13 protein-coding genes are annotated in these 12,500 nt (G+C 64.0%); 9 read left to right on the top strand and 4 right to left on the bottom strand.

The annotated features are described in order from the left end of the window. The first annotated feature begins 118 nt into the window (after positions 1-118). The 5 genes from HG250_RS00570 (at position 119) to ssb (ending at position 4,169) form a co-directional block, all read left to right on the top strand. The gene (locus tag HG250_RS00570) at positions 119-745 is read left to right on the top strand and encodes an ankyrin repeat domain-containing protein (RefSeq protein WP_170001804.1); all 627 of its coding nucleotides are present in this window, start codon (positions 119-121) and stop codon (positions 743-745) included. Next, entirely contained in the window at positions 742-1,425 is a 684-nt protein-coding gene (locus HG250_RS00565) for a COQ9 family protein (RefSeq protein ID WP_170001802.1), read from the top strand. Before HG250_RS00570 ends, HG250_RS00565 begins: the two co-directional genes overlap by 4 nt. A gap of 90 nt (positions 1,426-1,515) precedes the next feature. Next, the gene (locus HG250_RS00560; RefSeq protein WP_170001800.1) at positions 1,516-1,755 is read left to right on the top strand and encodes a FeoA family protein; all 240 of its coding nucleotides are present in this window, start codon (positions 1,516-1,518) and stop codon (positions 1,753-1,755) included. After that, entirely contained in the window at positions 1,752-3,608 is a 1,857-nt protein-coding gene (feoB, locus tag HG250_RS00555) for a ferrous iron transporter B (protein WP_170001798.1), read from the top strand. Before HG250_RS00560 ends, feoB begins: the two co-directional genes overlap by 4 nt. A 15-nt stretch (positions 3,609-3,623) precedes the next feature. Next, on the top strand, positions 3,624-4,169 hold the full coding sequence (gene ssb / locus HG250_RS00550) for a single-stranded DNA-binding protein (protein ID WP_170001796.1): 546 nt from the start codon (positions 3,624-3,626) through the stop codon (positions 4,167-4,169). A 38-nt stretch (positions 4,170-4,207) separates the two neighbouring features. Here the strand turns inward: ssb and HG250_RS00545 are convergent, their stop codons facing one another. Continuing rightward, complete coding sequence (locus HG250_RS00545) at positions 4,208-4,726, bottom strand: YceD family protein (RefSeq protein ID WP_170001794.1); 519 nt, start codon at positions 4,724-4,726, stop codon at positions 4,208-4,210. Beyond that, a complete protein-coding gene (locus HG250_RS00540; RefSeq protein ID WP_170001792.1) occupies positions 4,723-5,235 on the bottom strand; it encodes a ubiquinol-cytochrome C chaperone family protein in 513 nt (170 codons plus the stop codon). Before HG250_RS00540 ends, HG250_RS00545 begins: the two co-directional genes overlap by 4 nt. A 233-nt stretch (positions 5,236-5,468) precedes the next feature. Here HG250_RS00540 and HG250_RS00535 point away from each other — a divergent pair, with 233 nt between their 5' ends. The 3 genes from HG250_RS00535 (at position 5,469) to hslU (ending at position 7,906) form a co-directional block, all read left to right on the top strand. After that, complete coding sequence (locus HG250_RS00535) at positions 5,469-5,933, top strand: outer membrane protein assembly factor BamE (RefSeq protein WP_240956824.1); 465 nt, start codon at positions 5,469-5,471, stop codon at positions 5,931-5,933. Positions 5,934-6,003: 70 nt separating this feature from the next. Next, positions 6,004-6,588, top strand: a complete 585-nt coding sequence (hslV, locus tag HG250_RS00530; protein WP_170001790.1) for an ATP-dependent protease subunit HslV — start codon at positions 6,004-6,006, stop codon at positions 6,586-6,588. Between the two features lie 16 nt (positions 6,589-6,604). Next, positions 6,605-7,906: an ATP-dependent protease ATPase subunit HslU gene (gene hslU, locus HG250_RS00525; protein WP_170001788.1), complete on the top strand. Its 1,302-nt coding sequence runs from the start codon at positions 6,605-6,607 to the stop codon at positions 7,904-7,906. A 10-nt stretch (positions 7,907-7,916) separates the two neighbouring features. Here hslU and HG250_RS00520 read toward each other — a convergent pair whose 3' ends face one another. Then, positions 7,917-9,743 carry an ABCB family ABC transporter ATP-binding protein/permease gene (locus tag HG250_RS00520; RefSeq protein WP_170001786.1) on the bottom strand — a complete coding sequence of 609 codons (1,827 nt, stop codon included), beginning with the start codon at positions 9,741-9,743 and terminating at the stop codon, positions 7,917-7,919. A gap of 92 nt (positions 9,744-9,835) precedes the next feature. On the opposite strand from HG250_RS00520, the gene HG250_RS00515 reads away from it, so the two are divergent. Then, positions 9,836-10,747 (top strand): glycosyltransferase family A protein, encoded by a 912-nt coding sequence (locus tag HG250_RS00515; protein WP_170001784.1) that lies wholly within the window; start codon positions 9,836-9,838, stop codon positions 10,745-10,747. Here HG250_RS00515 and HG250_RS00510 read toward each other — a convergent pair. Next, positions 10,653-12,188 carry a lipopolysaccharide biosynthesis protein gene (locus HG250_RS00510; RefSeq protein WP_240956823.1) on the bottom strand — a complete coding sequence of 512 codons (1,536 nt, stop codon included), beginning with the start codon at positions 12,186-12,188 and terminating at the stop codon, positions 10,653-10,655. The genes HG250_RS00515 and HG250_RS00510 overlap by 95 nt on opposite strands. Positions 12,189-12,500: the final 312 nt, after the last annotated feature.

The following is a 12,500-nucleotide window of genomic DNA, read 5'->3' as shown; positions in this document are numbered from 1 at the left end:
GGTTTGGACAAGGGCCGTACTGATGCCGTGCCCTGTTTTGCGGTTCGGCATTCAGCGGTTTGGCCCTGACGGTAATAGCACGAAAGAGACGAAGCGGATGGCAATTCATTTTCGCAGGATGAGGCGGCTCCGGCGCACGGGCATCGCGGGCGCGGTGCCGGCACTGGGGCTTGCGCTGATGCTGGTTTCCCAGCCTGTTCAGGCGCAGATGTCCGACGGGTATGAATTTCTCAAAGCCGTGAAGGACCGCGACGGAACGGTGGTCGTCAACGCGCTGGCGGAACCGGGCAATACGCTGGTCAACACGCGCGACATTTCCAATGGCCAGGGCGCGTTGCATATCGTGACGGCACGGCGCGACACGCAGTGGATAAAATTTCTGACGGCACGGGGTGCCAATCCGAATCTCGCCGACAAGGACGGCGTCACGCCGCTGGTCATCGCCTCGAACATCGGCTTCGTTGACGGGGCGGAAGCCTTGCTGGATGCAGGCGCCCGCGTCGACGTGACCAACAGCGCCGGTGAAACGCCCTTGATCGCCGCGGTGCATCGCCGCGACATGGCCATGCTGCGCCTGCTGCTCGACAAGGGGGCAAATCCCGACCGGGCCGACAATTCGGGCCGCACCGCGCGGGATTACGCGCAGCTTTCCGGCGGGTCGCTCGCGCTGGTCGAGATCGAGAAGGCCGATGCGGCGCGTGCGTCGGCTGGGCAATCCGCACGAATCTACGGTCCGACGCGATGATCGAGCGACTGGACCCGACGGAGATGAACCCTGCCGACCTGACGCTGGAGGAACTGCGGCCGGTGCTGGCACCCGCCATCGCCGATGCCGCAGTCTTCGATGGCTGGGGCGATACGGCGCTGGAAATGGCGGCGCTGGATGTCGGCGTGGACGTAGATGTGGCGCGGCTGGCTTTTCCCGGCGGCGCGATGGACATGGTGGATGCGTGGATTCGCTCTATCGACCTGGCCATGGTGCTGGCGCTGCCTGCGGCGGCGCTGGCGGCCATGCCGATTCGCGAAAGGATACGCGCCCAGATCCAGTTCCGACTGGACGCGCTCCTCGGCCGCGAAGAGGCCCTGCGCCGCGCGATGGCGATCATGGCCTTGCCGCAAAATGTATCCCGATCATTGAAGACGGGCTGGCGGAGTGCCGACGTCATTTGGCGTCAGGCAGGCGATACCGCGACGGATTACAACCATTATACCAAGCGCACGATCCTGGCGGGCATCTATGCCGCGACGCTGGCCGTGTTCATGGAAGACGACAGTGCCGACAAGGCCGACACCCGTGCCTTCCTCGACCGCCGAATCGCCGGGGTCATGAAATTCGAAAAAGCGAAGGCGCGCCTGCTCGGCGGCGACAGGGAAAGTTTCAGCGTGATGCGGTTCCTCGGCCGATTGCGCTATCCGGCGCGCTGATCCGGCCCGCTGACCTGGCCGGTGATCTGTACGAAAGGCACTAATGCGAATTGTTTGCAATTAGCGTCCCGATCGCCTAGCTGCACATCCATGACTCTCGAAAATCTGGAAGCAGGTACTGCTGCGGTGATTTCCTCCGTCGACTGGAGCGTCCTTGCTCCTGAAGAAGGCAAGCGCCTGCGGGCGCTGGGCCTCGACGAAGGTGCCGAGATCAAGGTCATCCATCGCGGCGTCTTCGGCGGGCGCGATCCGCTGGCCCTGACCATCGGCCGAATGACGATCGCCCTGCGCCGCGCCCATGCCGCCGCCATGCAGGTGGAACCGGCATGAGCCGCATCCGTACCGCCGCGCTGGTCGGCAATCCCAATGCCGGCAAGAGCGCCCTGTTCAACGCGCTGACGGGCGCGCGGCAGAAGATCGCCAATTATCCGGGCGTGACCGTCGAGCGCAAGGCAGGCCGGATCACCTTGCCCTCGGGCGAGCCGGCCGAACTGATCGATCTGCCCGGCAGCTATTCCTTTGACACGACCAGCCCGGACGAGGAAGTGACCCGGCGGGTCGTGCAGGGCGAGTTTCCGGGCGAGGCGCGGCCCGAGGTTCTGATCCTCGTCCTCGATGCCGCGAATCTCGAACAGCACCTCGTCTTCGCGCAGGAAGTCATCGCTATCGGCCGCCCGGTCGTCGTCGCTCTCAACATGGTCGATCTGGCCGAACGCGACGGGCTGATCCTCGATGCAGCCGCGCTGGAACAGGCGCTGGGCGTGCCCGTGGTGCCCACGGTGGCGGTGCGCCGCCGGGGGCTGGACGAATTGCTCGCCGCCGTCGGCGAGGCGAAAATGCGCACCGATATCGATGGCGGGGAAGCGCATCACGGCTTCAACCTGTCGCTGCCCGAACGCCGCCTCGCCGCCAAGAACATGGCGCGCGGGGCGATCCTGTCGGAAACCTCCGAACGGCGCCTGCATGCCGGGCTGGACCGGGTGCTGCTGAACCCCTGGCTGGGTCCGGTCATATTGTTCGGTTTCTTGTTCGTCATGTTCCAGGCCGTTTTCGCGTGGGCGACGCCCTTCGCCGATGCGCTGGATGCCGGAATCGGCGCCCTGTCCGATGGTGTCACTGCGGTGCTGCCGGCGGGACTGCCGCGCGATTTCCTGACGCAGGGCGTACTTGCCGGCGTCGGCTCGGTCATCGTCTTCCTGCCGCAGATCGTCATATTGTTCGCCTTCATCCTGATGATGGAGGCGACGGGTTACATGGCGCGGGCGGCCTTCCTGATGGACCGGATGATGCAGGGCGTCGGCCTGTCGGGGCGCAGCTTCATTCCGCTGCTGTCCAGTTTCGCCTGCGCCATTCCGGGCATCATGGCCACGCGCAGTATCGCCGACCCCAAGGACCGGCTGACGACGATCCTCATCGCGCCGCTGATGACCTGTTCCGCGCGCCTTCCGGTCTATGCCGTCATCATCGCGGCCTTCATCCCCGCAACCAGCGTCGAGCCGGGCATCGGATTGCAGGGGCTGGTGCTGTTCGCCTTGTATGTTGCAGGAATCGTCGGAGCGATGGTGGTCGCGCTGGTGCTGCGGCGTTCTGTGACGGCGGGCGGCGCCAGCGGCTTCATCATGGAGATGCCGCGTTACCAGATGCCGCGTTTGCGGGATATCGGAATCGGATTGTGGCAGCGGGCATGGGTGTTCCTGCGCCGGGCAGGCACGATCATCTTTGCTGCCACGGTGGTCCTGTGGCTGCTGCTCAGCTTTCCGCGGGCGGAGCCGGGCGAAAGCCAGGTGGATGCCAGCATCGCGGGCACCATAGCCGATGGCCTGAACGTCGTGCTGGAACCGATCGGCTTCAATCGGGAGATCAGCCTTGCCCTGATCCCGGCCATGGCGGCGCGCGAGGTCGCGGTGGCGAGTCTTGCCACGACCTACGCCATCGATGCCGATAATGAGGAGGAGGAAGCCGAAGGCCTGACCGAGACATTGTCCGGCCGCTGGAGCCTGCCGACCGCGCTTGCATTCCTCGCCTGGTTCGTCTTTGCCCCGCAATGTCTGTCGACCATCGCGGTCGCCCGACGCGAAACGAACGGTTGGAAGTGGCCAATCTTCATGCTCGTTTACCTGTTCGCGCTGGCTTATGTCTTCGCGGGAATCACTTACTGGAGCGCAGTGGCGCTCGGCCTTTAGCGAGAGGAATCAATCATGGCAGGCAGCCTGAACAAGGTCATGCTGATCGGCAATCTGGGTGCTGATCCCGAAGTCAAGAGCTTCCAGAATGGCGGCAAGGTCTGCAATCTGCGGATCGCCACCAGCGAGAACTGGAAGGACAAGAACGGAGAACGTCAGGAAAAGACCGAATGGCACACTGTCGCCATTTTCTCCGAAGGGCTGGTCGGGGTTGCCGAACGATTCCTGCGCAAGGGCAGCAAGGTCTTCATCGAAGGCAAGCTGCAGACCCGCAAATGGCAGGACCAGTCGGGCAATGACCGTTATTCGACCGAGATCGTCCTGCGCGGGTTCGACGGAACGCTGACGATGCTCGATGGGCCCGGTGGTCAGGGTGGCGGCCAGGGCGGCGGCGGCGGTCAGGGCGGCGGCTGGAACCGGGGAGGCGGCGGTCAGGGCAGTGGCGGGGGCCAGAATGGCGGCTCGTCAGGCGGCGGCTGGAACCAGGGCGGCGGATCGGGCGGCTCGTCTTCCGGCGGCGGATCGAATTACGACGATCTCGACGACGATATCCCGTTTTGATCGACCTCTGAACCGCCGGCAGTCCCAACTCTGCCGGATTACTTCCCCTTGAGTGCGGCCAGTGCGGCAAAGGGGCCGCTCGGCTGGTCGTCGGCCGCCAGGCCTTTCTCCTGCCGGACCCGGTCTGCATCGGGTCCGCAGGCGAAGGGGTCGATCGCCAAGGCAAGGCTTTGCGCGATGGCTTCCCCGAGGTCGAAACTCTCGCCCTCGTAAAAGATTTCGTCCAGCTCGCTTGCTTCCAGCTCGACCTCTTCCTCCGCATCATGTAAGCGCGCGGGAAGGAACCGGAACGACAGCGGTTCGGCGATCCTGACCGGCAAATCCTCGCCCGACACGGCGCAGCTTTGCACCACATCGGCCTTAAGGGTTCCTGTTGCGGTAATGGCGTCGCCATCGTGGTCGAGGGCGATATCCGCACGCAGCGAATTGACAGCCACGATATCGAAGCGGCGGGCAAGCGCGGCGCGTTCGCCGGGTGCGGCTTCCAGCGCCTGCGTGGCTTCGGGCAGCTGGCGCGTCCGCACTGGCCGGGAAAATTCGTTCGTCACATCATTCATCGGGCAATCCTCCCTTCCAGCAGATCCGCACCCTCCGTGCGGTCCAGCCGGGCGGCTATCTCTCGCAAGCGGCGCGCCACGCAGGCGGGCGATCCGCCTTCCGACAGGCTGACGTTGCGGGTGACGGCGTCTTCCAGTTCCCGTTCCGCCGCCAGATTGTCGCGATAAGCGCCGAGCCGTCCACCCATCACGCTCATCAACCGGCCGAGATGCTTGCCGACGACCACATCACCGACGCCGCTTTCGCGCAATTGCCCGTCCATATCGTCGACGAAAAGCTCGGTCAGGCGCACCGATGGTTCGACCAGCTCAGGCTCGCGCTCCATTCGCAGCAGCACCAGGGCAAGCGCTGCGGTCACCATGTCGAACCGTCCTTCCACCGTGTCGGCCACGCCGCATTCGGCATAGAAATACGGATCGCGGCCGAGTTCGACCGTCGCATGCCACAAGGGCGCGAGATCGCGGCGCGGGTCGCGGCCAAGGCCGAGCAGATTGGCGAGAAATGACATGATCGGTGATGTTCCACTGGTTCGCGCATGGCGCAAGGTTCATGGACCCAGATGCGATCGTTCACCGTCAATTCAAGCCGCCCGGGGCATCGCGGGCGCAAGGGCATGTGGCAAGGCGAGCCGGCGCCCTCCCGCAGTCATGTTGCATGGCCGGTTGCTTGGCCGTAAGGCGGCTGCCGGAAGACACGGCGTCACGGCCTGGGCCGGACCAGATGATGAAAAGGTTACGATTAATGCGTGCAGCACTGGCGATGAAACTGGCTTTGTTGCTTGGCGCAGGACTGGCGGCGAGCGGCTGTTCGTCGATTCGCGAAAATCGGGGTTACATCGTCGACCAGACGCTGACCCAGTCGGTGCAGCCGGGGATCGACAATCGCCAGTCGGTGCAGGCCACGCTGGGCCGGCCCACCTTCACCAGCCAGTTCGGCGAACCAGTGTGGTATTACGTGTCGAGCGTGACCGGCCGCCGCCCCTTCGTCCGCCCGAAGATCGAGGAACACAGCGTGCTGGCGATCCGGTTCGATCCTGCGGGCAATGTCGTCGCGGCGGATCGCAGCGGCCTCGAGCAGGTCGTCTACCTGACCCCCGATGGCGACGAAACGCCGACTTTGGGCCGCGAGCGCAGCTTCTTCGAGGATCTGTTCGGCAATATCGGCAGCGTCGGCGCGCCCGGCATGGGCGCGCCCGCGGGACCCTGATCGGCGGTTCCGCGACAGGCCGGCGGAACGCGGCGCTTGATTGCCTTGCTGCCAGCCCCATATCGCGGCCATGGACGATAACAGAGCGAGCCACGGCCTCATCCAGTGGCACGGAACTACCATCATCGGCGTGAAGCGTGGCGGCAAGACCGTCATCGCTGGCGACGGGCAGGTTTCGATGGGTAATACGGTCATGAAGCCGAATGCCCGCAAGGTGCGCCGCATCGGCGAAGGCGGGCTGGAGAACGGCAAGGTCGTGGCCGGTTTCGCAGGCGCAACCGCCGATGCTTTCACCCTGTTCGAACGACTCGAGAAGAAGCTGGAGCAATATCGCGGCCAGCTTCTGCGCGCCTCCGTCGAAATGACGAAGGACTGGCGCACCGACAAATATCTGCGCAATCTGGAAGCGTTGATGATCGTGGCGGACAAGGAAAACCTTCTCGTCCTGACCGGCAATGGCGATGTGCTCGAACCCGAAAGCAAGAACGACACGATTATCGCCGCGATCGGTTCGGGCGGCAATTATGCGCTCGCTGCCGCGCGGGCGCTGTCCGATTACGAGGACGATGCCGAGACCATCGCGCGCCGCGCCATGCAGGTCGCCGCGGACGTATGCGTCTTCACCAATGAAAATGTCACGCTCGAAACTGTCTGAGCAGTAACGGAAAATCATGATAGACAATCTGACCCCCCGTGCCATCGTCGCCGCGCTGGATGAACATATCATCGGCCAGAAAGAGGCCAAGCGCGCGGTTGCCGTCGCCCTGCGCAACCGCTGGCGGCGCCAGCGCCTTGCCCCGGAACTGCGCGACGAGGTCACGCCCAAGAACATCCTGATGATCGGCCCCACCGGCTGCGGCAAGACCGAGATCAGCCGCCGTCTGGCCAGGCTCGCCGAGGCACCTTTCGTCAAGATCGAAGCAACCAAGTTTACCGAGGTCGGCTATGTCGGCCGCGACGTCGAACAGATCGCCCGCGATCTGGTGGAAGAAGCCATTCGCCTTGAAAAGGACCGCCGCCGGGAGGCGGTGCGCGAAGCGGCATCGAAGGCCGCGATGGACCGGCTGCTGAATGCTCTCGTCGGTGAAAACGCCTCCGAAGCGACGCGCGAAAGCTTCCGCCAGCGCGTCATCGACAATTCGATGAACGAAACGGAAGTCGAGATCGAGGTCGAGGAAGCCCCTGCCATGAACATGGACATTCCCGGCATGGGCGGGAATATCGGCATGATCAATCTCGGCGACATGATGGGCAAGGCGTTCGGCAAATCGAACACCAAGCGCCGCAAGCTGAAAGTGCCCGATGCCTGGGACAGGCTGGTGGACGAGGAAGCCGAAAAGCGGATGGACCAGGACGATGTCGCCCGTGTCGCGCTGGAGAATGCCGAGACAAACGGCATCGTCTTTCTGGACGAGATCGACAAGATCGCGGTTTCCGACGTGCGTGGCGGTTCCGTCAGCCGCGAAGGCGTGCAGCGCGACCTGCTGCCGCTGATCGAGGGCACCACCGTCGCCACCAAATATGGCCCGATGAAGACGGACCACGTGCTGTTCATCGCCAGCGGCGCGTTCCATGTTGCCAAGCCGTCCGACATGCTGCCCGAACTGCAGGGCCGCTTGCCGATCCGCGTGGAATTGCGCGCACTGACCGAAGAGGATTTCGTCCGCATCCTGGCGGAAACGCGCGCCAATCTCGTGGAACAGTACAAGGCGCTGATCGGCACCGAGGACGTGACGCTGGAGATCGGCGACGATGCCGTGCGCGAAATCGCCCGTATCGCCGCGCAGGTGAATGAAAGCGTCGAGAATATCGGTGCCCGGCGCCTGCAGACCGTCATGGAGAAGCTGCTGGAGGAACTCAGCTTCGAAGCCGAAGACCATGCAGGCGAGACGATCTCCATCGACGCCGCTTACGTACGCGACCGGCTGGCCGAACTGGCGCAGGACAGCGACCTCAGCAAATATATCCTCTGATGCTGCCCAGCTAGGCCGTCGCGGTTTCGGGTTCTGCCGCTTCTTCGCTTTGGGATTCCTGCCGCTGCCACATGTCGGCATAAAGGCCGTCGGCGCGCAGCAATTGCGCGTGCGTGCCGCTTTCCGCCAGCATTCCGCCGTCGAGCACCAGGATCTGATCTGAGTCTGCAATCGTCGAAAGCCGATGCGCGATGGACAGGCTGGTGCGGTTTGCGGAAACCTTGTGCAGCGTGGCCAGAATATCCTGCTCGGTCCGCGAATCCAGCGCGCTGGTGGCTTCGTCCAGCAGCAGGATGGGCGGGTTCTTGACGAGGGTGCGGGCGATGGCGACGCGCTGCTTCTCGCCGCCGGACAGTTTCAGACCGCGTTCGCCCACCTCGGTATCCAGCCCGTGCGGAAGGCGGTTGATGAAGGGCAGGATCGCTGCACCGCGCGCCGCAGCAACGATCTCGTCATGCGTCGCACCCTCGCGGCCATAGCCGATGTTATAGCCGATGGTGTCGTTGAACAGCACGCTGTCCTGCGGCACGATGCCGATATTCTGCCGCAGGCTGGCCTGAGTCACGCCGGCGATGTCCTGCCCGTCGATCAGGATGCGTCCGCTCCACGGATCGTAGAACCGGAACAGCAGGCGGGCGATTGTGCTCTTGCCTGCGCCCGACGGGCCGACCAGCGCAACATGACCGCCCGCCGGAACCTCGAAGGACAGCCCGTGCAGGATCGTGCGGCCCCGGTCATAGCCGAAGGTGACGTCGTCGAAGGTGATCGTCGGTCGGCGGACCAGCAGCGCGGGTGCCCCGGGTGCATCCCGGACCTCGACCTCGGTATCGATCAGCTTGAACATGGCCGCCATGTCGATCAGCCCCTGGCGAATGGTGCGATAGACCCAGCCCAGCATGTCGAGCGGGCGGAAAAGCTGTGTCAGATAGGTCTGCACCGCGACCAGGTCACCCACGGTGAGACGGCCCCTGCTCCATTCCCAGACCGTGAAGCCGAGCGCGGCGATCATCAGCAGATTCATGATCAGCGCCTGCACGACGTTCAGCAGGCCCAGCGAATTCTCGCTCTTGCGCGCGGCCTCGGCATATTCGCGGGCGGAACTGGCGTAGCGGGCGTGCTCGCGATCCTCCGCGCCAAAATATTTTACTGTCTCGTAATTCAGCAGCGAATCCACCGCCCGCGACAGGGCCGTCCCGTCCAGCTCGTTCATGCGGGCGCGCAATTTCGTGCGCCATTCAGTAATCCAGCGGGTGACGGCCATGTAGAGAACCACCGTGATCCCGGTCGCCATGACCAGCTCGACCCCGAACATGGTGTAGAAGATGACGGCCACCGCGATCAGTTCGATAATGGTCGGCGCAATGTTGAACAGCAGGAAATACAGCATCGAATCGATGCTCTTGGTGCCGCGCTCGATCGTCTTCGTCACCTCGCCCGTGCGGCGCGACAGATGGAAGCGCAGCGACAGGCGGTGCAGGCGGGCAAAGACGTCTTCCGCCAGTTGCCGCGTGGCGTCCTGCCCGACCTTCTCGAACACGACGTTTCGCAGATTGTCGAACATGGTGCTGGAAAACCGGCCCGCTGCATAGGCGATGACGAACAGGAACGCGACCGTCATCGCCGGGTCGCCGTCCAGCGCCATCGTATCGACGACGCGCTTAAGGGCCAGCGGGGTCAGCAGCACGATGGCCTTTGCCGCCAGCACGATCAGCATGGCGATAACGATGCGAATGCGAAGGTCGGGCCGGTCGGCCGGCCACAGATAGGGAAGGAACCGGCGCAGCGTTTTCCAGCTGTCGTGGTCGACGGGTGTGGGTGTGGCACTATCGGGAGGCATTGCGGGTCAAGATGGGTGGCGGCACGGCTTACCGCAATGGTGCGGTACTTTGTGCTTCGTTCCGGCGCCTTTCGCGCCTTATAGAAGCGGGCATGGAACTTCCCTCCGGCAGCACTGCCTATGCCGAACCCCGATCCAGCATAAAGGGCGCGGCGAAAGCGGTGGTGGTCGTCCTTGCGCATAATGAGGAGCGGCGTATCGCGGCATGCCTCTCCAGCCTGGCGGAGGAAGGTGCCGCTGCTATTCATGTCGTGGTCAACGGCTCGGCGGACCGAACGGCGCAGATCGCGCGGGAAATGCGGCTGGCGAAAGTCCATGTCTATGAGGAAGCGGGAAAGGCGCGCAGCTGGAACCGCTTTATCCTGGACAGCCCGGATCCGGTGCCGCCGGTGCTCGCATTCGTGGATGGCGACGCGCAGATCCTGCCCGGCTCCATCGCTGCGCTGGCACATTGTCTGGAACAGGATGCAGGGGCCAATGCCGCCGCCGGCATGCCCTTGAACGGACGGCATGTCGAGGCATACAGGGCCAGTATGCGGGCGGAACACGGGCTTTTCGGCGACCTCTATGCATTGCGCGGCAGCTTCGTGGAAAGGATGCGCGCATCGGGCATCCGCCTCCCGGACGATCTGATCGGTGATGACAGCCTCGTCGGCGCTCTCGCCAAGACGGATCTCGGCCACGAGGATAATTGGCAGGATATGCGGATCGCCGTCTGCGAAGATGCGGGGTTTCTCTGCCAGCCAACGGCTCTTTCTCTGGCCGGGCTGCAAGGCCAGTCGCGGCGGATGATCAATTACAGCCTGCGGCATTTACAGAACAAGATCGTCAGCGACATCATGCGCGGACCCGGCCCCGCCGCGCTGCCGCAGCGCATGGCGGATCTCTATCCGCGCTACCTGGAAGGGTTCACACCTCGCCGGCACCCGCGGTGGGCGTGGTTCGATCGGCAGGCGCTGGCACGGATGCGCTGCTCTGCCGCAACATCGCCCATGTTTCCCTGAGCATTCGCGGCCAGAACAGCGCCATGCAGCCGATATAGGCCGCCGCACCGGCAATCACCATCAGGGCCAGCATCGCCGGTGCAGGCCATCCCGTCGCGAGCCACTCTACGGACAACACGGCAAGGCTCATGAGCGCGCAGGCGAGCATGATCGGCAGCATCTCCTGCAGCAAATCGCGCAGGCCCAGCTTCACGCGCGGCAGGGTGAGGGCGAGAGTGATCACCAGCAGCGCCGGCGCAGCGATCCACCACGCATGTACAAGCCCGGATGGACCGTTCCGGATGGCGATGAGGAACAGCACGGGAAAGATTACCGCACCGGCCGCGCTGGTCATCATGTAGATGCGCGGCAGGCCCATCGCATTCGTCACGGGGCTGCACACGATCTGCAGCGCCATCGCCGGCATGGCGATGGCAAGTCCCGCCGCAATTGGCGCCATCTCTGCCCATTTCGGCCCGAACAGGGTCAGCACCGCATAGGGAGCCGTCAGCGCCAGCCCGGTATAGAGCGGAGCCGTCACCAGGAACACCGTGCGCAGGGTGCGCAGGAAGAAGGGCGCCAGCGGCTGCTGCGCCTTGTGCAATTCGGCATAGGCCGGGAAGGCGACCTCGTTCACCGGCGGGAGGAAACGGCCCGTGATGATCAGGGTCAGGAACAGCGCTTCGGAATACAGCCCCAGATCATGCGGATTGAAGGCGCGCCCGGCGATGAAGATGTCGGCCTGGCTCTGCAGGATCCAGAAAAGCTGGCAGATGGTGAGCGCCCCGCCGAACGAGATGATGTCCCACGCACCGCGAAAATCGAACACCGGCCAGACCAGCAGGCGTGCGGCGATCGTCAGTCCGATCGCACGGGCGGCGAACCCTGCCAGCGGGGCGAACACAAGCGCCCATACTCCATACCCGAGCCACGCCAGGATCAGTGCCGTCAGGGCCGCGATTACGGCGGCTCCCATGCTGACCCAAGCCTGGCTGCGGAACAGGATGCGCCTCGCCAGCAGGGCCGAGGGGAGGGCAATGAACGGCGTGGTGAGGAAAAGCAGCGCCTGCACCTGTAACATCGGCTCGACCAGCGGCTGCCCGTAATAGCCCGCTGCCACAGGCGCGATCGTGTATTGCGCGGCGGCGAGTGCCCCGTTCAGCAGGATCAGCAGCCCGAAGACCTGCCCGATCCGCCGCTTGTCGATATGGTCCGTCTGGATGAGCGAGGTGGCGAAGCTGTAGCCATTCAGGAAGTTCAAGGCCGCCAGGATGACCTGCGTCATTGCGAACAGCCCGTAATCGCTGGGATCCAGCAGGCGCACCACCGCCAGGGTAGAACCCCAGGTGATGATCTGCGCCAGGACCTGACTGCCCCAGCGCCAGGCCATGGCACTGCGGACGCGCGATCCGAACCCGTCTGCCAGCGCTGCCTCGCCTTGATTCTGCGTGCCGAAATCCATGCGGGCGCAGTAAGGATCAAAGGGGAAGGTTGGACAGCATTATTTGCGCGTCTGATTCTTTGCACATCTGCAATGTTCGCCGCCGGCGTCCATCAGCCGGGCCTTGTGCAGATGGCCGGGGCCATCTGTGCAAACCTGGAAACTAACGCGATTCTCCCAGTTTGCGGCCATTTTGAAATAAAATTGCAAAAACCCGTTGACCCGAATCGAGGTGATCCATATATGCCTTTTCACCGGAGCGGCGCAGACGGTTTTTACCGGCTTCGCGGTTTTGGTCGCCAACATATCGGGACAGGTGGACCTTCGTTTTAG

This window comes from Pseudopontixanthobacter vadosimaris (assembly GCF_012979275.1).
GTDB lineage: Bacteria > Pseudomonadota > Alphaproteobacteria > Sphingomonadales > Sphingomonadaceae > Pseudopontixanthobacter > Pseudopontixanthobacter vadosimaris.
Note: the sequence above shows the minus strand (reverse complement) of the source record. Positions and strands in the feature narration are given on the sequence as shown.